The sequence below is a fragment of the Ochrobactrum sp. AP1BH01-1 genome (genome assembly GCF_018066705.1).
Classification (GTDB): Bacteria; Pseudomonadota; Alphaproteobacteria; order Rhizobiales; family Rhizobiaceae; genus Brucella.
Map to the genome: position 1 here is coordinate 374,722 of NZ_JAGPOU010000004.1, position 21,904 is coordinate 396,625.

The following is a 21,904-nucleotide window of genomic DNA, read 5'->3' on the forward strand; positions in this document are numbered from 1 at the left end:
GTTGTTCGTTGGATCAGCATCGGCGGCGCGATACTGCTTCTCCGCAAATAATCACTCCATGAAAGCTGGCTCCCGCTTTCGGGAACATTCCACCGGCCTCGCAACGGTGTCATCGGTGGCTGGCGCAACCACCCAGATAGCCTCGCGTGTTATCACCCATCGCCGTTCGCCATGCAGGTGGTGTTCTTGCGAGTGCTCGTCCTGGCGTCGTTGTTGCTTTACCTTCGGCAGCGAATGCCGTCGGAGAGCGTCGGGTTGGCTTTCTTCCATGCGCTGATGACATTCCACCAACATTGAGGGTGCAAATAATGCAGCCCGCCGCGACGCAATTCAAAATGTCAGAAGGTTTTCTGCAGTTCCGGCAGGACAGTAAAGAGATCGCCAACGAGGCCATAATCGGCAACCTGGAAGATCGGCGCTTCCTCATCCTTGTTGATGGCGACGATGACGCGTGAGTCCTTCATGCCAGCCAGATGCTGGATCGCGCCCGAGATGCCGACAGCGATGTAAAGCTCCGGCGCAACCACCTTGCCCGTCTGGCCAACCTGCCAGTCGTTCGGCGCATAGCCGGCATCGACCGCCGCACGGCTGGCGCCGACTGCTGCACCCAGCTTGTCGGCAACCGGCAGGATCACTTCCTGGAACTTTTCAGCCGAACCGAGTGCGCGACCGCCCGAGATGATGATCTTGGCCGACGTCAGTTCCGGACGGTCCGAAGCCGACAGTGCATTGCCGACAAAGCTCGACAGGGCCGGATCGGCAGCCGCATTGACGCTTTCAACCGCAGCCGAACCGCCTTCGCCCGTTGCGGAGAAGGAGGCGGTGCGCACCGTGATGACCTTCTTGGCGTCGGTAGACTGCACCGTCTGGATCGCATTGCCTGCATAGATCGGACGCTTGAACGTATCAGCCGACACCACTTCCATGATTTCGGAGAGCTGCATCACATCGAGAAGCGCTGCCACGCGCGGCAGGATGTTCTTGGCCGAGGTCGTGGCTGGTGCAATGATCGTGTCGTAATTGGCGGCGAGTTCCACGATCAGTGCTGCCGTCGGCTCCGCCAGACGGTTTTCCAGCGCATCGCTTTCAGCAAGCAGAACCTTGCGCACGCCTTTCAGCTTGGCGGCAGCATCGGCTGCAGCCTTTGCACCCTTGCCAGCCACCAGAATATCGACATCGCCGCCGATCTGGGTCGCTGCCGTCAGCGCCTTTGCCGTCTGGTCCGAAAGGGTTGCATTGTCATGTTCGGCAATAAGAAGAATAGCCATTTGTCTTGTCCCTTCCGATTTCTTAGATGATGCCGTCAGCCTTGAGCTTCTCAACCAGCTCTGCGACGGAGCCGACCTTGACGCCAGCCTTGCGGCCACCCGGCTCCTCGGTCTTCAGCACTTTCAGACGCGGCGCAATATCAGCGCCGAAATCGGCAGGCGACTTCTCGTCGAGCGGCTTCTTCTTGGCCTTCATGATATTGGGCAGCGATGCATAGCGCGGCTGGTTCAAACGAAGATCGACCGTGACAATCGCCGGAAGCTTCACATCGATGGTCTGAAGACCGCCATCGACTTCACGCGTGACCTTGGCCGAACCGTCACCCAGTTCCACCTTGGAAGCAAAGGTCGCCTGGCTCCAGCCAAGCAGCGCCGACAGCATCTGGCCGGTCTGATTGGCATCATCGTCAATCGCCTGCTTGCCGAGGAAGACGAGATCCGGCTTTTCCGCCTCGACCACACCCTTCAAAACCTTGGCGACGCCAAGCGGCTCCACCGTTTCATCCGTCTTGACCAGAATGGCGCGGTCCGCACCCATGGCGAGTGCGGTGCGCAGGGTTTCCTGCGCCTGTGCCGGGCCAACCGAAACCGCGACGATTTCCGTCACCTTGCCCGCTTCCTTCAAACGGATCGCCTCTTCAACCGCGATCTCGTCAAAAGGGTTCATCGACATCTTCACGTTCGAAAGCTCAACCCCCGAACCATCACCCTTCACACGGATCTTCACGTTGTAATCGACAACCCGTTTCACTGCGACAACGGCCTTCATGAGGTTAACCTTTCATTCGAATAGAAACGCGGCTTTGCATGATCTGCCTGTTAAACGCGGGCACGCTTGGCTTCAGGATCATAGGGAGATTCTTCAATCACGCGGGCTTTTCGCATTTCACCAAGAACCGGGATTTCCAGTTCCGTGCCGGGCACACCAAGCTCGACCGGCAGCAAGGCCAGCGCAATATCGTGTTTGAAAGTATAGGAATAGCTGCCCGAAGTGACGCGCCCCACCAGCTTGCCACCGCGATAGACGCCTTCGCTGGTCAATGTGCTGGCGCCATCGGTTTCCACTGCAAGCGTGACGGAACGGCGCTTGATGCCGCGTTCCTTTTCCTCCACCAGCGCCTGCTTGCCGATGAAGTCACCCTTTTCGAGACGAATAAAGCGATCGAGGCCACTTTCCCAAGCACTAAGCTCGGTGTTCATGTCGCGGTACATGGCGCGATAGGACTTGTCGAGACGCAGCGATTCCAGCGCGTGCAGGCCGATGAGGCGTAAGCCATGCTCCTTGCCCGCCGCGAGCAACGCTTCCAGCAGGTGACGCTGATAGGCCAGCGGATGGTAAAGCTCCCAGCCCAGTTCGCCTTCATAGTTGACGCGCAGCAGACGCACATCGCTTGCAAGGCCAACCGTGCCCGACTTGATGCCAAACCACGGAAACGCTTCGTTCGAAAGATCGATTTCGGTCAGCGTCTGCAACACCTCACGCGCTTTCGGACCAACGATGGTGAAACAGCCACGATCATTGGTCACGTTGCGCAGGGTAACGCTGCCATCCTTCGGCAACAGCTTCGACAGGTCGTCGAAATTCCAGCGTTCGGCGCGTGGTGTTGATATCATATAGAAATTGTCATCATCCATGCGCCCCACGACATATTCCGCCTGCACGCCGCCCTTTTTGGTCAGATGATGGGCAAGATTGACCCGCCCCACTTTCGGTAGACGGTTGGCCAGAATACCGTCGAGCCAGGCTTCCGCGCCGGGGCCGCTGACCTCGAATTTGGTCATCGGCGTCATTTCGACAAGACCGACCGCATTGCGCACGGCTTCGACTTCCTCGCCGACATATTTGCCCTTTTCTGTCCAGCACCAGCTATATTGATCCTTGGCCTCTACGCCCTTTGGCGCAAACCAGTTCGGCATTTCCCAACCGTTGAGACAGCCCCAGACAGCGCCGCGTTCCGTCAGCCGATCATAGGACGGTGCCGTTTTCTGCGGGCGAGCTGCGGGCATATCCTGGCCCGGATAATGTTGCTCGGCATGGGTACCCCATGCTTCGCGAACCTTCTCACGCGTCCAGTTCTTGTTGGCGTAATCGCCGAAACGACGCGGATCGAGTTCGGAGGTATCAATGCTGTTGCCGCCCTCAACAATACGCTCGGACAGATAATACCCAATGGCTCCGCCCCACAGGATGCCGCCCGGCACGCCTTCGGCAAGCCAGACATTTTCCAGCCCCCAGGCTGGACCGACCAGCGGCAATTCATCGGCAGTCATCTGGAATGGCCCGCGCACATTGGCCTTGATGCCGACGCGGCCGAGCGCCGGAACCAGCTCCATGGCCTGTTCCCAATTCCATGAAACAGAGTCGAAATCCTCTTCCAGAAGATCGGCACCGAACCATTCCGGCACGCCGTTTTCGGCAAAAAGCTTGAGATGTTCCGTCTTCTCGTAAGGGCCGAACATCAGACCGTCGCCTTCCTCGCGCAGATAGCCTTCAAAACCTTCGTCGCGGAGGATCGGCATTTCCGGAAGCCCCTGACGCTTGCGTGCGATTACTTCCGGTACGGCATCGGTGATCCAATATTGATGAACGATCGGGATTGCCGGAATATCAAGCCCCAGCATTGCGCCGGTCTGGCGCGCATAATTGCCGGTCGCCGAAATGACGTGCTCGCAGATGATATCGCCATTATTGGTTTTCACCTTCCACTCGCCGCTGGGCAGGCGCTCAAAACCGTTGACGTGGGTGTTGAGATAGATCTTGGCGCCCTTGTCACGCGCGCCCTTCGCAAGCGCCATGGTAACATCGGCTGGCGCGATATGGCCGTCATCGGGATGATAGAGCGCGCCCAGCATGTTGTGATTGTTTTCGAGCAGCGGCCACAATTCGCGGGCACGGGCCGGAGAAACCAGTTCGGCGCGCACGTTCTGCACTTCGGCGACGCTCATATAGCTCTTATATTCGTCCAGTCGGTCGCGGGTGTTGGCAATGCGCAACTGGCCGCATTTATGCCAGCCGACGTGCTGGCCGGTCTCGGCTTCCAAACCTTCATAAATCTCGATGGACTTGTTGATCATGCGGCCAATATTGATGCTGCGCGCATAGGAAGGGATCAGACCGGCGGCGTGCCATGTGGAACCCGCAGTGAGCTGCGTACGTTCGAGCAAAACGACATCCGACCAGCCTCTCTTCGCCAGACCGTAAAGAATGGAGGCGCCGACGCATCCTCCACCAATGACAACCGCGCGCGCATGCGTCTGCATTCCAAGTTCCCTTCCATGTCATGTTTTGTGGAGACGGCCAGCGCTCAAAAGAAACGGCCGGATAGTCCCAATTTGTGCGTTACATTACAGAGGGTTCGTGATGCTGTGAGCTTGATAAAAAATCCGGGAAGATATAACTTCAGATTATGCATAGGCTCCGCTCGCTCATCCCCTCGGCCAATTATCTCTTCGTGTTCGAGGCGGCCGCCCGTCGCCTGAGCTTTACGGCGGCAGCGGAAGAGCTGAATGTCAGCCAGCCAGCGGTGAGCAAGACGATCAAGCTTCTGGAAGAAGCCACCGGATTGAAGCTTTTCCGGCGCGAGCGCAGCCGTCTGGAGCTGACGGCGGAGGGCCAGAGGCTTTATCGCGAGACGCAGGAAGCATTCGATCATCTGCACATGGTCATTTCCTCCATGCGCAAGAAACACTCCCGCGATATCATCCGCGTGTCGTTCTCAGCATCCTTTGTGCAATTATGGCTCTTGCCGCGCCTCAAGAAATTCAAGGAAAAATATCCGGATGTGGCGCTGCGCATAGAAGAAAGCAGCCGCGATGATCAGGACTTGCTCGAAGAGGATATCGACGTTTCAGCGCGTCTGGGAAGAGGCGAATGGCCGGGCATCCTCGCCTGGCCTTTCGTGACGGAGGAAGTCTGGCCGGTATGCAGCCCTGCTTATCTGAAGGAGCATGGACCGATCGCGGAAGCCGGCGACCTGCTTGATCATACGCTGTTGCATTTCGAGGAGCGTCACCGCTCACGGCTCGGCTGGCGTGAATGGCTGGAACGCTCCGGCGTACCGAACCCGCGCATCGAACAGGATTTCGTCTTTACGGATGCGCTCAGCTCCATTGAGGCCGCGGTGCAGGGACAAGGCGTGGCGCTTGGCTGGAAACACCTCGTCCACGATCATGTCGGGGCCGGACGTCTGGTTCCCGCTGCGCGTATTTTTCATCGGTCCGGCGATACGATCCATCTCGTCATGCCCGCTCAGCGTCCGCCGAAGCGAGGCGCAGAACTGTTCCGCGACTGGCTGTTAGAACAGGGCGCAGACGCGGAACTGAAGCTTTAAAACATCGTCCTATTGGGCGAAAACCACGGTCTTGTGTCCATTGAGCATGACGCGATTTTCCAGGTGCATCTTCACCGCACGCGCCAGAACCCGGCTTTCGATATCGCGCCCCGTCGCCACAAAATCTTCCGCGCTCATGGAATGCGTGACGCGCTCGGTTTCCTGCTCGATGATCGGGCCTTCATCGAGGTCCGGCGTCACATAATGCGCGGTCGCACCAATCAGTTTCACCCCACGCTCAAAGGCCTGATGATAGGGTTTCGCGCCCTTGAAGGATGGCAGGAAAGAATGGTGAATGTTGATGATCTTGCCGAACAGACGATTTGAAAGGTTATCTGACAGCACTTGCATATAGCGTGCGAGAACTACCAGATCGGCTTGAGTCTCGCGCACCAGATCGAGCAGACGTGCTTCCTGCTCCGCCTTGTTTTCTTTGTTCACGCTCCAGCAATGATAGGGAATTCCTGCGTTTTCCGCCGTTGCTCGGCTATCCTCATGGTTGGAAACGATGGCTGCAACCTCGGCATTCAACCAGCCGACCCGTATCTGATATAGAAGATGCAGCATGGGGTGATCGAATTTGGAAACCATGAGCACGATCTTCGGCTTGCGGCTGGCATCGGCGACAGTGAATTTCATGCCGAAGCGTTCGCCCGCCGGTCTCAAGGTATGTTCCACTGCATCCCGCGACATACCCGGCGGCGCACTGAAAGCGATGCGCATGAAAAAGCGATTGGTCAGTCTGTCGCGAAACTGATTGCTTTCCACGATGTTGCCGCCCATTGCCGCCAGTTCCGTGGTGATGGCGGCCACGATGCCGGGCTTGTCATCGCAATCGAGTGTGAGAACAAAAAGGGGCGGTTCGACGGTGGCGACGGGCCGCACCTTCGCTGGCATGTCGTTCATGGCATTTCCTTAAGGCTGATCAGACGTTCTTTGAGGGCTTTCCGAAAGCGTATTCACCAACTTTCGGCACGAAATGCGGGCGCTGGTAGCCGACAGGCTTGTCGCCGACCGAAGTGCCGGTATTGAGAATGCCCGCCTGATAATCCGGCGCGAAAAGCGAATATGGATAGGTGGGCTGAAGGGCGCTTGCGGCCTCCAGCCTGGCACGCAACTCATCTGGAATCGCAAAATCGAGCGCTCCCAGATTGTCGTCGAGCTGGGTAAGCTTGCTTGCGCCGATAATGGCTGCGCCGATGCCTGGCTGTGTCACGACCCAATTCAGCGCCACTTGTGCCATGGATTTGCCAAGAGCGTCGGAAACTTCCGCAAGCGCTGAAACGATACGCGTGTTGCGTTCAGTGAAAAGCCCAAGACCATCGGCATTGTCACGGTTGAGGCGCCCCTCGGCGCCCGTGCGATACTTCCCGGATAGGAGTCCCATGGCAAGCGGGCTCCATGCGGTGATGCCCAGTCCCAGATTTTGCCCAAGCGGCACAAATTCCTGCTCGATGCTGCGTTCCACCAGCGAATAGGGCAATTGCAGGCTGATCGGTTGCGACAATGCATGCGCTTCCGCCCAGGTCTGCGCGCGGGCCGCATACCAGGCAGGCACATCGGAAAGGCCGCAATAGCGGATTTTACCGGCGCGGATCAGATCATCGAAGGCCCGCATCACCTCTTCCACGGGTGTCATGCCATCCCAGGTATGTACCATATAGAGGTCAATATAATCGGTCTTCAAACGCTTCAGCGACTGATCGACCGCACGCATCATATTCTTACGGCCATTGCCACCGGCATTGGGATTGCCCGGCTGAAGATTGTTCGAATATTTAGTCGCAATCACGACCCGATCACGAGCGCCGGCTTCCCCGACAAACTTGCCGACCAGCGTTTCGCTCAAACCAGCGCCGTAGGAATCCGCCGTGTCGATGAAATTGCCGCCCGCCTCCAGATAGCGGCCGAAGATGGCGCGGGCATTGGCTTCGTCCGTGCCCCACGAGCCGCCGATCCCTCTGATCCCCGCATTGCCAAACGTCATTGTGCCAAGCGCGAGACGGCTCACACGCAGACCAGAGCGTCCGAGGAGAAAATAGTGATCGAGCGACATAGGGAACTCCGGTCTTGAAGTCACATGAAGCCTTGATACGGGCGGCATGCAACCGTCTGCTGGACATAATTGATCATTGAGATGAAATCGAAAACGGGCCGTCCCGTCGCTTTTTGTACCGCATGCGCATAGGGTGGAAGGTCGCTGCATTCGAGTAGAATGGAACGAACGTCAGGATGGTCACGCACCAGCTTTTTGGCCACCTCGCAAACTTCGCGCTCAATAGCGGCGGAATCGAGCGTGCCCTTCTCTTCAAGTATCGCCTCGCGAAACTCGACCTGATCTTCCATTCCGCCCAATACGATCGGGATGGTGTCCGGTATGCCGCTTGCCGCAAAATGGCGTGGCGTCAGGCGCTCTGCATTGGCGGTGATCACGCCTACGGTGCCGCGCGCCACTGCATGCATGAACGGTATTTGCATCAGGCTCGACAGGAAGACTGGAATATCGACCGCTTCCGCAACCTCTTCCTGAAAATAGGCCATGAAACCGCACGCCCCAGTGATGGCTTTCACGCCACGCCCCTGTAGTTCGCGCGCCGCCTCGACAAACGCCTCCCGCAGTGCCGGATCGCGCTGGTTCAAAAGCCGGTGGATGGAGGCGCCGCGCACCTCCTGATAACGAACGGGATATTTATAAGTCGTCGCATTGCCGACATTGCCGGGCACACAGGGATAAGCGGCATCCAGAATAAGAATGCCGATCTGTTCCCCATACCACGACTGGCTGTTCCGGCTGACCGCGTAAACAGTCATCGTTGCAGTCTCCAATTTGAAATTCAGCTGAATGGAATGCGGCGCTTCGCGCCGCGTCAACCGATAGTTCTATTCGATGAGCTTTGGCGCACCTGTGTCTCCAGCGCTCTCATCAAGGCCATAGGATTTCAGGATCTTGGCAATGGTGCCATCCTTGTGCATTTCTTCAATATTCGCGTCGAGCGCGGCGCCGAAATCCGTCGCGCTTTTGGCATAAGGCAGACTTGCCTGCGCGGCTTCCCTGGTCGCGCGAATACGGTCGTCAGGCTGCGCGATCTCGACCTTGATGTCCTTCAGTGTGCCGTTCTTGGCCGCATAGGCACCCGTCGAATAACCGTCGATGCCAACATCGATACGGCCCGATGCAAGATCCTGATGCATGTTCACGGAGTTCGGATAAAGACGCAGATTGGCACCCAGCAGCTTCTTGGCATCGGTCACCCAGAGATACCCCTGCACTGTGCCGACATTCTTGCCAACGAGTTCCTCAACAGTCTTTATTCCCTCCTTGGAATATAAGCCCATCTGGTCCTTATAAAGCGGATAGGAAAGGTTCATCACCTTGGCGCGCTCCGCCGTGCGATACCAGTCCCCGGTGGTGATATCGGCCTGGCCTGAAAGAACATATTGAATGGCCGCCGCTGGATCGACGGCAACAGGCTTCACGGTCAGGCATTCGCGTTTGGCGAATTCCGATGCGATCTCGCCATCAAGGCCGCTCATCTTACCGCTTTCATCCATGAAGGAATGCGGCGCATAGGTCGTGACGGCGACTGTCAGCGTGCCGGGCGTGATGGTCTTGAATTCGTGCTTCGGCTTGCAATCCTGTGCCAATGCTGTCGCAGACAGGCCCATAAGAATGGCCACGCCCACAATGCTCTTGCGGATGATCCCGTTATTCATGTGCTACTCCCCTTTGTTATTTTGAGTTATCGGGTGGCGTAAGCGGATGACCGCTTCTCCACGTAGGAAACGATCCATGCCGCCGGGATGCAGATGGTTGCATAAAGCAGACCAGCCAGCAGCAGCGCGGGCATGTAACGAAAGGTGTTGGACCCTATTTCATAGGCATTGCTGACCAACTCCGGCAGCGCGATGGTGAAGCAGAGCGACGTGCCCTGAAAGATAAGGATTGCGAAGCCTAGCAGCGCGGGCAGCGCAACGCGCAGAGCCTGCGGCAGCAGCACAAAGCGTAATTCGTCCAGAACACTGAAGCCCAGGGCTTCTGCCGCTTCGCGTTGACCATGATGGATCGACTGCAGGCTGGCGCGAATGATTTCGCTTGTATATGCACCCGTGTTCCAGGCCAGCGCTACGACCGCCGCCGCGAATGAAGTCATGGTCAGACCTGTCGACGGCAGGCCGAAATACATGAACTGCAACAGAACCAGGGCCGGAGCACCACGCCCGATTTCGACCAGAAACAGGCATAGGATACGTGGGGCACGCGACTTCGCACCAACCCCGAGCGCGAGGAGAAGCCCGAGCGGAATACCGATCGCAAGGCTTAAGGCAGCGACTTGCAGGCTGATTGTAAGCCCGCCGAGAAGTGCTGGCATCCACTCGTAGAATTCATCAATGGTGGGAAACATCAGCGCGCCACCTTTGCTCTCAAATAACTGTCCGCAGTGCGCGACAGCCATGCGACGGGCAGACTAAGGAATATGTAGAACAGGCCGACCAGCGCAAAGACCTCGATACCCTTGAAGGTAAGCTGCGACACCTGATTGCCGCGAAATGCCAGATCGGCCACGCCGATGGTCGATGCGACAGCAGTTTCCTTCATGAGCCCGATGAGGTAACTCGCAGCCGACGGAAGCGCGACACGAAACGCCTGTGGGGCAACCACATCGATCAGCGTATATCCGGTACCGAAATTGAGAGCGGTCGCCGCTTCCCATTGCCCATGATGCAGCGACGCCAGCGCCCCGCGATAGATTTCGGCCATATTGGCAGACGCTATCAAACCGAGACCGATCAGTGCCGCGACAAATGGATTGATAGGCATGATGCCCATACCAATGCCGAAGAATATGATGAACAGCCACAGGATCGGCGGCAACGCGCGCACGACCTGAATAAGCACCGCGGCAATCCACCGTATCGGCGCTAGACGCGCCTGACGCGCGGCGAGAAGCGGGACGCCAAGAATGCAGCCGATTACGAATGAACCCAGCGTCAAGGCAATCGTCCACGGCAAACCACTGAGGATGAGAAACACATTGTCCGCTGTCATCTGTCGTGCACCGCACGAAGAAACCGCTTCGTGCGCTCCTCTTGCGGATTGCGCATAACCTTTTTCGATCCGCCTTTCTCGATGATCCTGCCATCAGCCATGATCATCACGGTGTCGGAGACATTTTCCGCAAACCCCATCTCATGCGTGACGACCAGCATGGTCATACCGCTTTCCGCCAGTTCCCGCATCACCGCCAGAACTTCGAGGCCCAACTCGGGATCGAGCGCAGAGGTTGGTTCATCGAAAAGCATGACCTGCGGGTCGAGCGCCAGCGAGCGCGCAATCGCGATGCGCTGTTGCTGGCCGCCGGAGCACCGGCCCGGAAATTGGGTGGCTTTATCAGCAAGTCCGACACGCTCCAGCAGTTGAAGCGCCCTTTCCTCGGCCTCCGCGCGGCTGCGGCCAAGAACGCGCTCTTGCGGCAGGCTGACATTGCGCAGAACGCTCATATGCGGAAACAGATTGAACGACTGGAACACCATGCCGACCGTATTACGCAGTTCTTTCAACTGCGCTTTGCGCGGCTCCTGGGTAGCATCAAGCTTGAGCTTGCCGACCGTAATCATCCCGCCATCGGGTTTCTCCAGATAGTTAATGCAACGCAACAGCGTGCTTTTACCGGAGCCGCTCGGACCAATGATCGCCAGAACCTCCCCCTGCGCTACATCAAGATCGATATTCTCGAGAACGCGATGCGCACCAAAATGTTTGCTGAGCCCTTCAAGCCGAATGATCTTGGGGGTGGAAACGGGAATATCGGCCTTGTCGGACACCAGTGTCGGTCGCATTGCGTTCAACGGGCGGACTCCCCATTCTTCTCGTTCATCACGATTATCCCATCATCTCCGCGGCATGCAGATTTCGATTTCCTGCAACAGACGCTGGATCGCCTGTTCGGCGGCTGGTTGATATTTTATGCCGCCAGTGTTCCCTTGGTTAAACACGATAGTTCCCGGCCAACAGATTACAAACGCAAAAAATATCCGCGCCTTCATAACCTGAAGTAATGACAGCGGCGACAAAGTTACAGCAGTCGCCCGAGGCGCAAACCATCATAAATCGCTGCATGTGTGTTGCGCGCCGAAACCGCATCGCCAATCCGGTAAAGTTCAAATGAACTGCCTGTATTTCTGACCAGATTCTGGGGACGGCCATCGATGAGCGCATCGTAGTCCACGACCCCGAGATTCCGAGACAGGGGCTTCAATTCAAAATAGAGATCGTCCATCGGTCGAGTCCCGTCATTGACGACAATCTGGTCATAGTCGCGCTCGATACCGATGCCGCCATAATCGCTGCCGATCTGCGCGATCAGACGGTTATTGTCGCGGCGGATCGCTTCCAGCCGATAGGACACGGTAAAGGTCACATCCCTCTTTTGCAGGCTGCGCATATAGGGCACGAGATTCATCCCCATTACCTCGGGCGCAAAAGTACGATCGGCTGTCATGATTTCGACCTTACCGCCGGAGCCAGCAATGAATTCCGCAGCCTGAAGGCCGGCATGATCGCCCGCCTCGTCGAAAACAAGTACATTTGCACCTGGCTGTACATCACCCGATATTATGTCCCAGGCCGAAACCGCGAGGTCGTTGCCTTCGCGGAGGATTTGCATGTCGGGAAGGCCACCGGTAGCGATAATCGCCACATCGGGCGCTTCAACAAGTACGGCGTCAGCCTCCGCCCATGTATTGAAGCGAAAATCGACGCCAAGTTTTTCGCATTGCGCCATGCGCCATTCGATAATGCCCATCATTTCCCGGCGACGCGGACTTTGCGCCGTCAGCCGAACCTGACCGCCCGCATGGTTTGCGGCTTCAAAAACTGTAACCTCATGCCCGCGCTCGGCACTCACACGGGCAGCTTCCAGTCCGGCAGGCCCTGCCCCGACAACAACAACCCTTCGACTTTTCTCGGCCTTGCGCACCAGATGCGGCATGGTCAGCTCGCGCCCCGTCGAAGGATTGTGGATGCAATAGGCCGCGCCTCCCTGATAGATGCGATCCAGGCAATAATTGGCGCCGACGCAGGGGCGAATGTCCTCTTCCCGCTTTTCGATGATTTTGCGCACGATATGCGGATCGGTCATATGCGCCCGCGTCATGCCAACCATATCGAGCTTGCCCGATGCTATCGCATGGCGCGCCGTCGCGACATCCTGAATTCTGGAGGCATGAAAGGTGGCCATGCCTGTGCTGGAACGGATTTCACCTGCAAAATCCAGATGTGGCGCGCTCGGCATACCCTGGATGGGGATGACATCGACGAGCCCGGCATCGGTCTCGATGTGACCGCGTATGACGTTGAGAAAATCGACAAGACCGCTTTCCTTGAGCTTGCGCGAAATCTCGAGCCCATCGCTTTTCGTCAAACCACCCTTGAGAACTTCATCGGCGACGTAGCGAATTCCGATCAGGAAGTCAGACCCAACACGCTCACGAATTGCAGCCAGAACCTGCAACGAGAACCGCATACGATTATCGAGAGAGCCACCGTAAACTCCGTCGAGTTCGTTGGTAAGCGGGGACCAGAACTGGTCCAGCAAATGCCCGTAGGCTTCCAGCTCCAGCCCGTCGAGACCGGCTGCCTGCATGCGTTCCGCTGCATCCGCATAATCCACGATAATGCGCTCAATGTCCCAATCCTCTGCTTTCTTGGGATAGGCGCGATGGGCTGGCTCGTGCTTGCCCGTCGAGGACAGTGACGGCAGCCAGTCGCCTTTATCCCAGCGCGTGCGACGGCCGAGATGCGTGAGCTGGATCATGACTGCCGCACCATGTTCGTGGCACTCGTCGGTCAGGTCGCGCAGCCACGGAACCACTTCATCCTTATAGGCAAGCACATTGTTGAATGCCGGCGGGCTGTCCCTCGAAACCGCTGCCGAGCCCGCTGTCATCGTCAGGGCGATACCGGCTTTGGCACGTTCGACATGGTAGGCGCGATAGCGTTCCTTCGGCATGCCATCTTCAGCATAGGCAGGTTCATGAGAGGTAAGCATGATGCGGTTGCGAAGTGTCAGATGCTTGATCTGAAGCGGCTGCAGCAGCGGATCGACCGACATGGCGAGAGTTCCCGTTGATTGTTTGTTATGAGCTAATTATAAATGTACATAAGTGTCAATTTAATATTCATACGTGTACATTGCCCTTGCCAAACTTATGCGACTGGATAAAATTCCGGCATGGAACAAAACCTCACGAGCGATGCGGGATGGCGCGGCTCGCCCGATTTATGGCTTCAGGCAGCCTATGACGCGCTGATCGAAAGCGGCGTTGACGCCGTTCGCATCATGCCGCTTGCCAAGAGGCTCTATATTTCGCGCACGAGTTTTTACTGGTTTTTCAAGGACCGCGAAGAACTGCTCGACGCCCTTATCGCGCGCTGGCGCGACAAAAACACAGGCGCCCTCCTGCATCAGGCTGAGGCCTATGCGGAGACCATACAGGAAGCGGTGCTGAACGTGTTCGACTGCTGGCTGGACCACAATCTGTTTGATTCCGCTTTTGAATTTGCAGTCCGCAGCTGGGCGCTTCAATCCACCGAAGTTGAAGAGGAAGTGAGGAACGCTGACGCCATACGTCTCGAGAGCCTGTCGCAGATGTTTGAACGTTTCGGATTTGACGCACCCGTTTCAGATGTCCGCGCCCGCACGCTCTATCTGGTGCAAATTGGCTACTTTTCCATGCGGACGCGGGAAGAAACCGATGTGCGCTTCGCGCGCATCCCGTATTACGTGGAGACATTCACAGGCCAGCCACCGGAACAGAGAGAAATGAACAGATTTCTGTCGCGACATGGGACGTAACGACCGACGCATGCCATTTTCCCCGGCGACTGCTCAGAATCAGATCACGCGTGGTCAGGAAACCGGCTCCAAAATTTTGTCCCGTGTAAGGAATTTAACGCCAGTTATCGATCAGCTCCTCTGTGCAAACCAGTTCGAGCTGCTCGCTAAACCGCTCGTGGCAGAGGGAAATGATCGCGTCGTGCGTCTGGTCGGAAACACTGCACACCGCGTCGGTGACTACGATCACCCGATAACCACGATCCACAGCGCCCAATAGCGTTGCAAGAACGCAAAGGTCTGTTTCAGCTCCGCTGACGATCAGAGTATGAACGCGCCTTTTGTGCAGATATCGCTGGAGAAAGCCTTCGGTCCAGGGTGAATATACAGTCTTGTCGAGTAATGCGGCGGGTGGTGAAAAGGCCCGCAGCGGAGCGACCAGCTCGATCAGCGACGGATCGACACGATCAAGCGTAAGGGCTTCCCATTTGCGAAAATAACCTCGCCATGCTCCCACCGCGGCGTCAGGTGTCCTGGGGGGTATGAAACGGGTGAAAACTGTATTCTCGCTGTGTCGCGAACAAATATCTACGATATTGGGCAAGATGACCTGCACCCAAGGCACATGCCAGGGCGACGCGGGTCCGAAAAGATTCTGCATGTCGATACAAAGATGCATGCAGCCGCCCCGCAGGTCGCCGCGTAAAAGCCCGGTCTTCAGAGGCATGTTATCCTTCGATTCTTTCCACGGCGCTCTGGCCGCCGGCTCCCTCGATCATATGCAGCATCCGCGCCAGTGCTTCGTTCACCGCATCAGCCGGCGACAGCTGAAAATTCTGAGGGTTCTGAAAGTAAACGGACACGGTGTTACCGCAATCGTCAAAGAACTGAACCGAATAGGCTTCATCGTCTTCCACCGAAACGACCTGCGTTGCCATCATCATCTGCCAAACTCCTGTTGGACTTGCCGAACTCATCAGGATGGCTTTCGTTCCCGATTAACGTTACTCGCACCCAGGAAGGAGGTGGCGAAGTGAAAAAAATGTACGATACCGTACGAACGATCACTCCGCAGGGAACCAACTGGCTGGCACAGCCTTACTTCACCGGTGAAGGAGGAAGACGTCATGCCGTCAAAATCGGATTTCGAAAAAGAGGTGTTGGCGCTGGTGCCTGCATTGCATCAGTTCGCCAGAACGATGTGCCATCAGAGTTCCGACGTGGATGATCTGGTGCAGGAAACGCTTCTGAAAGCCCTGCGCCATCGTGATCGTTTCGCCCCTTACGGCTCGCTCAAGTCGTGGCTGTTCACCATCATGAAAAACACGTTCTGCACCAGGATCAAGAGAGCGCGCCGCGAAGCTGCAATGGAGGAGTGGGAGGAGCCGACCGTCAGCCCGCCCCAGGATCTGGCGCTGGAATTGCAGGATGTCGGGCAGGCATACAGTAAATTGTCGCCCGCCCATCAAAAGGTGCTCGATCTGGTTATATTTAGCGGGCTAAGTTACGAACATGCTGCCATGGCAACCGGCTGCACGGTCGGGACTATCAAGAGCAGGCTTAACAGGGCGAGAGCACGGCTCGAAAGTAACTTGTCCCCGGCTGGAAAAAGCGTTCCAGAACAATAGCAGGGTGGGCGAGCCCTGCTGACAGTTCGGAACGAGACTGCGGCGAAGTGCGTTCTGGAACCAATCATTGTTCCGCAGGTTCCTCCTGACGACGAATGATCGAGGTGTACCAGATGTCATTGCTGCCGCGAGATGCCAGGGCCAACAAACTCTTGGCTTTGCTTCCTCCCACTGACTACGACGCCGTCATTCGCGAAACGTCCTATGTGGAACTTCCGCGGGGCGTCTTATTAGCAAAGATGGGAAACCCGATCGAGAAGGTCTATTTTCTTACGGCAGGTATCGGTTCGATCGTTGTTACCACCACGAAAGGACACCGTGCAGAAGCGGGAATCTTCGGCTTCGATGGATATATTCCAACTTCTGCCATCGCCGGCGTCGAAACCAGCTCCTATGATGTCTTCGTGCAGGTTGCGGCCCAAGGCTATGCGATGCCTTACGCGGAATTTCGGCGGTGGATGGAAAGCAGTCGCAATTTTTCCAGGATCATGATCCGATCCATCGAGGCCTTTTCCATTCAGCTTGCTTATACAGCGGTCTCGAACGCCATTCACGACGTCACGCAACGATTGGCACGCTGGCTGCTGATGTGCGATGACCGATTATCAGGCCACGAGATCGCTCTTACCCACGAATTCATGTCGGTCATGCTTGCCGTTAGGCGTCCCAGTGTCACGACTTCCCTTCACATTCTTGAAGGATTGGGCCTGATCAAGTCGGAGCGGGGAATCGTCTTTATTCGCAATCGCCACGAGCTGGAACGCTATGCCCGGGATGCCTATGGCTGGCCGGAAAGGGAGTCTGCCCGGCTGATGCAGGGGCTTGGGGCAGTCGATGACCCCTGTGCCTGAGGACCGAAGGGCTGGCTATATTCTTCTGCCTACTCTCCATAGACTTCGTCGACAAACTCTTGGAGACCTTAAATTCATGTTGCCTGAACATCGAATCTCGAAGTCGCATCCAGGTTTTTCAAGAAGGTCATCGCAGCCAACGGCGTGCCGTGGCAAGCCTTGCCTGGTGGCGTTCTCCGGGCATCGGGATGACGTGCCATCGGCACAGATCGCTGATGCTTCAGGCTGGAACCCGAAGCCGTTCAGCCAGTTCTGCCAACGGAAGCGACCAGACGAGATTGTGGAATGTCTCGTCTGGGAACAAATGCAGCATCTGCCAGCTTACTCGGTATCGGTCCAAAGTCGGACCCCGGCATTTAACCGGGGCCTGATGTTTTGGTTGGAGGTTGGGGCTTACTATACCCTTCCCTACCACTTTACCTTGAAGCCAAGATTGCCCTTGATGGTGTAGCTGTCGGCGAAGTGGTTGAGTGAGGTGTTGACCGAGCCTTCGCCATAGATGGTATATTTGTTGTCGGCCCAGGCATAGGTGCCGCCAGCGCCGATGCCGCCCCAGGTGCCGTCAGCGTCGGTTGCCATATGCGTGCCCGCATAGTTCATCCGCGCATTGCCCAGCATCTCCTGATAGAGATTGGCAATGCCATAGACCGATGTGTTGACCATCAGGCCGTCTTCACCCTTCCAGCTGTTGGCATAGTTGGCGGCAAGGCCAAGCCGTCCCGTCAGGCTGTCGCCGTTGCGGTTGGAGATGCGGGCATCATAGGTGTCGGCGAAGGTGTCGAAGTCGACCGATGAGAACATCAGCTGCGCCTGCGGGGTCAGCGACCAGTTCTGGTCGAGGGCAAAGCGCTGGCCAGCCTCAAGGCTGAGCGCATAGCCAAAGCCCTTGTTGCTGTCGGTCAGCGTCGGATTGAGCGCATCGACCCCCAGATTGCTGTCATACCAGTTGGCCTGCGCCTGCGCATCGAGATAGAAGCCCGAATTGCCATACCAGGTCGCCGTTGCACCAAGACCCCAGCCCTGCGTGTCGATGCTACCCGAACCGTCGCCGGTGCGGTTGTCGATGCTGGAATGCGCATTGCCATATTGCCCGGTGATCCCGGCAATCAGGCGGCCGCTGTCGCTCTCATAGAGCTGGCCATCGACACCCGCCTGCAGGATGAACGTATCGATGTCGTTATGCAGGACGCCTGCCGTCGAGCCATTCTCCAGACGGTTATGCGCGCCTTCGATGCGGCCCCAGACCGTATTGCCGCCGCTCCCGTCCGCCTGTGCACCGTTCTGGCCCGTGGTGTGGCCCATGTTCTGGTCAGCTGGCAGCCCGCCCAGATAACGCTCGCCCACGCGCTGCTGCAGCGTCGGCAGTTTGTTCAAGGCCTGCAGCGTCGCCGTATAGGATTCATAGACCGGCGCGGCCGCACTGAAGCGAGGGGGGCAGCTGTCGGTCTCATGGCAATCCGGATTGGGACCCGGCTTCTCATATTGGCTGACCAGATACCAGTTGCCGTCATCGGGCGTGTTGCTGCCGCCCTTCTGCAACGTATAGGCATAGGCAGAATCGGTCATGATCGCCTGCTGGCCGTCCCTGGTCTTGTAATCACCCTTGAGCGTGAACAAGCCATCCGAATTGCCGCCGACCGCGATGATCTCGATGCCGTTGTTCGTCTTCTCGCCAAAGCCCTTGCGATTGGTGATGTCGACCTGGCTGTCGCCCGAGGTATTGCCACTGACAATCATCCGGTCGGCGACTGAATCATCCCCCCCAAGCACTGCCGACATAGACAGCATGCCGCCATTGCCGGCATAATCGCCGTCAACGTTCAGTGTGGTGCCACCCGTGCCACCGAAACTGACCGTGCCGGAATTGGCAAGCCCGGCCATCGTCGTATCGAAGCCGCCAAGCTCAATCGAAGCGCCATTGGCAACCGTATAGCTGGAAGCAGACGAGAAGCCGCCGGCTGCCCCTTGCGCCAGAGTGCCCTGATTGACCGCTGTTTGGCCGGAATAGTCGTTGGCGCCGTAAAGCACCAGATCGCGATCACCGTTCTTGGTGAGGCCGCCGGTGCCGGAGATCACACCGGAGAAGTTGCCGTGCTGGTCCTGATTCAGCGTCAGCGTGCCGGAGCCGAGATCGATGTTGCCATCGCCCGCCGTCTCCCCGATCAGGTTGCCGACCGTTTCGTTGAAATTGGCCAGATCGAGTGTTGCGCCGCCATTGACCGTCACATTGCCGGAACCAAAGGCATGATCGGCAATGCCAGCCTGAGCGGTGCCAGCCTTGACCGTCAGCCCGCCGGAGAATGTGTTGTCGCCTGAAAACACCGTCGTGCCGGCGCCGTCCTTGACCACCGCGCCCGCGCCGCTGACCTTGTTGGTGAGCGTGAAAGGGTCGTCCTTGTTGATCAGGAGGTCGCCATGGTCGAACTGCGTGCCGGCCAGCACGATCTCATCACTATGGGCAATGCTGCCATTGCCGCTCAGTTCCAGCGTGCCCTCCTTGACCGTCGTCGTGCCGCTATAGGTGTTCTCACCCGTCAGGTTGAGCGTGCCATAGCCCGACTTGATCAGCCCATCTTCGCCGTCGAGCACCGAGGCGATGGTCGCCGTCATGGCGTGGCTCTCGGTCGGATCGCCATTGCCGACGATGATCCAGTTCTCCGTCCCGCCAAGCGTGATCGTGCCGTCCTCGATCCGGTAACCGTCGACGAAGAACTGCATGCCGCTGACCACCGGCGTGAAGCCGTTCTCAACCGTGACCGTGCCGCCCGTGCCCTGGAACACGGCAAAATTATCGTTGCCCCAGTTGCCGTTGACAAGGCCGTCCTTGTCGGTCCAGTTGGTGTTGGTGCCATTCCACACACCATCGCCGCCCTCAATGGACCCGTCATTGCCCGGGCCTGCACCGTCCCAGAAATTGAGGGTCAGGCCACCGCTGTTGATCAGGTTGACCTCGCCGTCGGTCTTGACCACCTGCAGCTCGTAATTCGGGTTGCTGCCCTGGGCCATATGCATGCCATTATCGGTCAGCGGATTGTCCGACTGGAAGATGCGATAAAGGCCCGGACCGAACTGGCTGTTCTGATTGACCGTCAGTGTGCCATCGACGGTCAGATTGCCGGTAACGTGGAAGAGTTCGTTCGTCGAGGACGCGCCATTCAGCGTCACATCGACATTGCTGGTGGCATTGAGCGTCAGATCCTTCAGGAAATCGAGCCGCGAGCCGGTCTGGCCGAACAGCTTGCCGTTATCGGCAATCGTGGTGTTGCCGCCGATCGTGCCGTGACCGCCGAGCGAAGCGCCCGACGCAACATCGACCGTGCCGGTGCCAAGATTGCCGCCATCAAGGCGCAGCGTCCCGGCATTGACATTGGTGTTGCCCGTAAAGATGCTGCTGTCGCCCGACAAGGCCAGCGTGCCGTCGCCACGCTTGGTCAGGCCGCCCGCACCGGTGAAGACATTCGACAGCGTGAACACATTATTGGCGTCGGCAATATCGAAGCCGCCGCCAATGGAGCCCCAGTTGATCGCATTGGTGGTGCCCTTGAAATCCGTACCCGTCACCCGTAGCGTGCCGCCTAAGAAGGTCAGGTCACCCGTGCCGAGGTTCTCTTTCTGCCGGACCGAAATCACACCACCATTGAAATGGGTTTCGCCATAGGAATTATGGCCCGAAAGCACCAGCGTGCCAACCCCGTTCTGCGCGACACTCCCCGTGCCGCTGATCGCGCCGGAAAACTCCACCGCGTCGTTGCGATCGAAAATCAGGGCACCCTCATTGGCCACATCGCCCTCAATCCAGCCACTGGCCCCACCATTGCCGATCTGCAGCGTACCCGCCGTGATCGTCGTTCCGCCCGTATAGCTATTGTTCCCGGTCAAAATCAGCATACCGCCGCCAGCTTTGGTGAAACTGCCCTTGCCGCTTCCTGCATCCGCGAAAACCCCGCTGAAAGTCGCCGCCTTCGGGTAATCAACGGAAATCGTGCCGCCGCCGGAAGCCAATGCAACCGCTCGTGCAGAGTTCATCGTATCCGTGATTTGCAGCGTGCCGCCGTCAAAACGCAGCCCGCCCGATGCATCGCCGAGATTGGCATCCTTGCTCACAGACAATGTACCATCATCCAGAGTGGTGCCGCCCGAATAGGTGTTGGTGCCGGTCAGAACGGTCGTGCCGCTTCCCTTTTGCACAACATCGCCGGTGCCGGAAATGACACCACCATGGGTCATCAAATCGGAGCGGTTGAAAGCCAACGTACCCTTCGCGACGGCATCAAGTCCGGTACTCACCGTCCCCCTGATGGTGCCCTCCGTACCGCCATCGCCGATTTGTAGCACGCCCTGCTTGATCGTCCAGTTTGCTGAACTGCCGGTCAGCGACCACGTACTCGCACCTGTTTTTTCGTCGTTCCCAAAATTGTAATATTGCCAATCTGAGCTTTTGGGGCCTAATTGCAATGTTATATTGCCATTAAACGTGGCATCGTCATCGCCGCCAAGAATTAATGTATTCGTCGTCCCGCTCTCTCCAACAACAAAGCCAGTGATATCCGAGCCGGCGCGAAGCTCCAGCCTGTTCGTCCCACCAGTGAATTCTATGGCATATCCATCTTTACCAGCGACGCCGTTTCCCGGCGCACCGCCTTTTCCACCGCGAATGGAGCCACTGTTCACAACAATCAGATCAGAGCCGACGATACCGTTACCGCCATTACCACCATCGCCCTCGGCCAGTTTGCCGCCACCGCCGGAAGCGCCGCCATCACCGCCGGCAATAATGCCGGTATTGTTAATGGTCGCATTCGAAGCGCCAACCCCATGGCCGCCGTTGCCGCCAGTGCTACTACCGTGACTGTTGTCGCCGCTGGTGCCACCGTCCCCCCCCTTGCCGCCTTGCAATGTCCCCGAATTATCGATGTTTCCTCCGGCTTCCAGATAAACGGCGAGGCCGCCATCGCCGCCGCTGCCACCCTGGCCGTCCAAGCCAAAAGGTGG

Annotated in this window: 18 protein-coding genes; 4 read left to right on the forward strand and 14 right to left on the reverse strand. The window is 57.6% G+C overall.

What is annotated here, in order from left to right:
• Positions 1-338 precede the first annotated feature (338 nt).
• From J9800_RS16590 to J9800_RS16600, 3 genes are read right to left on the reverse strand one after another with little or no spacing between them, the layout of a single operon-like run.
• Positions 339-1,268, reverse strand: coding sequence for an electron transfer flavoprotein subunit alpha/FixB family protein (locus J9800_RS16590; RefSeq protein ID WP_210845885.1), 930 nt, complete (start codon positions 1,266-1,268; stop codon positions 339-341).
• A 22-nt stretch (positions 1,269-1,290) separates the two neighbouring features.
• The gene (locus tag J9800_RS16595) at positions 1,291-2,037 is read right to left on the reverse strand and encodes an electron transfer flavoprotein subunit beta/FixA family protein (RefSeq protein ID WP_112592851.1); all 747 of its coding nucleotides are present in this window, start codon (positions 2,035-2,037) and stop codon (positions 1,291-1,293) included.
• A gap of 50 nt (positions 2,038-2,087) precedes the next feature.
• Positions 2,088-4,529, reverse strand: coding sequence for a GcvT family protein (locus J9800_RS16600; RefSeq protein WP_210845886.1), 2,442 nt, complete (start codon positions 4,527-4,529; stop codon positions 2,088-2,090).
• Between the two features lie 146 nt (positions 4,530-4,675).
• Between J9800_RS16600 and J9800_RS16605 the strand changes: the two genes are divergently transcribed.
• The gene (locus J9800_RS16605; RefSeq protein WP_114217439.1) at positions 4,676-5,599 is read left to right on the forward strand and encodes a LysR substrate-binding domain-containing protein; all 924 of its coding nucleotides are present in this window, start codon (positions 4,676-4,678) and stop codon (positions 5,597-5,599) included.
• A gap of 9 nt (positions 5,600-5,608) precedes the next feature.
• Here J9800_RS16605 and purU read toward each other — a convergent pair whose 3' ends face one another.
• The 8 genes from purU to J9800_RS16645 all read right to left on the reverse strand — a co-directional run bounded on the left by purU (position 5,609) and on the right by J9800_RS16645 (position 13,710).
• A complete protein-coding gene (gene purU, locus J9800_RS16610) occupies positions 5,609-6,505 on the reverse strand; it encodes a formyltetrahydrofolate deformylase (protein ID WP_114217440.1) in 897 nt (298 codons plus the stop codon).
• 19 nt (positions 6,506-6,524) lie between these two features.
• Entirely contained in the window at positions 6,525-7,655 is a 1,131-nt protein-coding gene (locus tag J9800_RS16615) for an aldo/keto reductase (protein ID WP_114217441.1), read from the reverse strand.
• A gap of 20 nt (positions 7,656-7,675) precedes the next feature.
• Complete coding sequence (locus tag J9800_RS16620) at positions 7,676-8,410, reverse strand: aspartate/glutamate racemase family protein (protein ID WP_114217451.1); 735 nt, start codon at positions 8,408-8,410, stop codon at positions 7,676-7,678.
• Positions 8,411-8,479: 69 nt separating this feature from the next.
• Positions 8,480-9,313 (reverse strand): substrate-binding periplasmic protein, encoded by an 834-nt coding sequence (locus J9800_RS16625; RefSeq protein WP_114217442.1) that lies wholly within the window; start codon positions 9,311-9,313, stop codon positions 8,480-8,482.
• A 26-nt stretch (positions 9,314-9,339) separates the two neighbouring features.
• Positions 9,340-10,002 (reverse strand): amino acid ABC transporter permease, encoded by a 663-nt coding sequence (locus J9800_RS16630; RefSeq protein ID WP_112592860.1) that lies wholly within the window; start codon positions 10,000-10,002, stop codon positions 9,340-9,342.
• Positions 10,002-10,646 carry an amino acid ABC transporter permease gene (locus J9800_RS16635; protein ID WP_114217443.1) on the reverse strand — a complete coding sequence of 215 codons (645 nt, stop codon included), beginning with the start codon at positions 10,644-10,646 and terminating at the stop codon, positions 10,002-10,004. Before J9800_RS16635 ends, J9800_RS16630 begins: the two co-directional genes overlap by 1 nt.
• Positions 10,643-11,437 carry an amino acid ABC transporter ATP-binding protein gene (locus J9800_RS16640; protein WP_114217444.1) on the reverse strand — a complete coding sequence of 265 codons (795 nt, stop codon included), beginning with the start codon at positions 11,435-11,437 and terminating at the stop codon, positions 10,643-10,645. The genes J9800_RS16635 and J9800_RS16640 overlap by 4 nt, the downstream gene beginning before the upstream one ends.
• Before the next feature lie 236 nt (positions 11,438-11,673).
• Complete coding sequence (locus J9800_RS16645; RefSeq protein ID WP_114217446.1) at positions 11,674-13,710, reverse strand: NADH:flavin oxidoreductase; 2,037 nt, start codon at positions 13,708-13,710, stop codon at positions 11,674-11,676.
• Positions 13,711-13,830: 120 nt separating this feature from the next.
• Between J9800_RS16645 and J9800_RS16650 the strand changes: the two genes are divergently transcribed.
• A complete protein-coding gene (locus tag J9800_RS16650; RefSeq protein WP_114217447.1) occupies positions 13,831-14,454 on the forward strand; it encodes a TetR/AcrR family transcriptional regulator in 624 nt (207 codons plus the stop codon).
• A gap of 94 nt (positions 14,455-14,548) precedes the next feature.
• Here the strand turns inward: J9800_RS16650 and J9800_RS16655 are convergent, their stop codons facing one another.
• Positions 14,549-15,160, reverse strand: coding sequence for a cysteine hydrolase family protein (locus tag J9800_RS16655; RefSeq protein WP_114217448.1), 612 nt, complete (start codon positions 15,158-15,160; stop codon positions 14,549-14,551).
• 1 nt (position 15,161) lies between these two features.
• On the reverse strand, positions 15,162-15,377 hold the full coding sequence (locus J9800_RS16660; RefSeq protein WP_114217449.1) for an SH3 domain-containing protein: 216 nt from the start codon (positions 15,375-15,377) through the stop codon (positions 15,162-15,164).
• A gap of 183 nt (positions 15,378-15,560) precedes the next feature.
• Here J9800_RS16660 and J9800_RS16665 point away from each other — a divergent pair, with 183 nt between their 5' ends.
• Both J9800_RS16665 and J9800_RS16670 read left to right on the forward strand, forming a co-directional pair.
• Positions 15,561-16,061, forward strand: coding sequence for an RNA polymerase sigma factor (locus J9800_RS16665; protein ID WP_114217450.1), 501 nt, complete (start codon positions 15,561-15,563; stop codon positions 16,059-16,061).
• Between the two features lie 113 nt (positions 16,062-16,174).
• Entirely contained in the window at positions 16,175-16,912 is a 738-nt protein-coding gene (locus J9800_RS16670; protein WP_114217452.1) for a Crp/Fnr family transcriptional regulator, read from the forward strand.
• Between the two features lie 408 nt (positions 16,913-17,320).
• On the opposite strand, the gene J9800_RS16675 is transcribed toward J9800_RS16670, so the two are convergent.
• On the reverse strand, positions 17,321-21,892 hold the full coding sequence (locus tag J9800_RS16675; protein ID WP_210845887.1) for an autotransporter outer membrane beta-barrel domain-containing protein: 4,572 nt from the start codon (positions 21,890-21,892) through the stop codon (positions 17,321-17,323).
• Positions 21,893-21,904: the final 12 nt, after the last annotated feature.

Coding starts and splice junctions, on each gene's coding strand:
- J9800_RS16590 (WP_210845885.1), bottom strand. CDS start 1,268: ATGGCTATTCTTCTTATTGCCGAACATGACAATGCAACCCTTTCGGAC.
- J9800_RS16595 (WP_112592851.1), bottom strand. CDS start 2,037: ATGAAGGCCGTTGTCGCAGTGAAACGGGTTGTCGATTACAACGTGAAG.
- J9800_RS16600 (WP_210845886.1), bottom strand. CDS start 4,529: ATGCAGACGCATGCGCGCGCGGTTGTCATTGGTGGAGGATGCGTCGGC.
- J9800_RS16605 (WP_114217439.1), top strand. CDS start 4,676: ATGCATAGGCTCCGCTCGCTCATCCCCTCGGCCAATTATCTCTTCGTG.
- purU (WP_114217440.1), bottom strand. CDS start 6,505: ATGAACGACATGCCAGCGAAGGTGCGGCCCGTCGCCACCGTCGAACCG.
- J9800_RS16615 (WP_114217441.1), bottom strand. CDS start 7,655: ATGTCGCTCGATCACTATTTTCTCCTCGGACGCTCTGGTCTGCGTGTG.
- J9800_RS16620 (WP_114217451.1), bottom strand. CDS start 8,410: ATGACTGTTTACGCGGTCAGCCGGAACAGCCAGTCGTGGTATGGGGAA.
- J9800_RS16625 (WP_114217442.1), bottom strand. CDS start 9,313: ATGAATAACGGGATCATCCGCAAGAGCATTGTGGGCGTGGCCATTCTT.
- J9800_RS16630 (WP_112592860.1), bottom strand. CDS start 10,002: ATGTTTCCCACCATTGATGAATTCTACGAGTGGATGCCAGCACTTCTC.
- J9800_RS16635 (WP_114217443.1), bottom strand. CDS start 10,646: ATGACAGCGGACAATGTGTTTCTCATCCTCAGTGGTTTGCCGTGGACG.
- J9800_RS16640 (WP_114217444.1), bottom strand. CDS start 11,437: ATGCGACCGACACTGGTGTCCGACAAGGCCGATATTCCCGTTTCCACC.
- J9800_RS16645 (WP_114217446.1), bottom strand. CDS start 13,710: ATGTCGGTCGATCCGCTGCTGCAGCCGCTTCAGATCAAGCATCTGACA.
- J9800_RS16650 (WP_114217447.1), top strand. CDS start 13,831: ATGGAACAAAACCTCACGAGCGATGCGGGATGGCGCGGCTCGCCCGAT.
- J9800_RS16655 (WP_114217448.1), bottom strand. CDS start 15,160: ATGCCTCTGAAGACCGGGCTTTTACGCGGCGACCTGCGGGGCGGCTGC.
- J9800_RS16660 (WP_114217449.1), bottom strand. CDS start 15,377: ATGATGATGGCAACGCAGGTCGTTTCGGTGGAAGACGATGAAGCCTAT.
- J9800_RS16665 (WP_114217450.1), top strand. CDS start 15,561: ATGCCGTCAAAATCGGATTTCGAAAAAGAGGTGTTGGCGCTGGTGCCT.
- J9800_RS16670 (WP_114217452.1), top strand. CDS start 16,175: ATGTCATTGCTGCCGCGAGATGCCAGGGCCAACAAACTCTTGGCTTTG.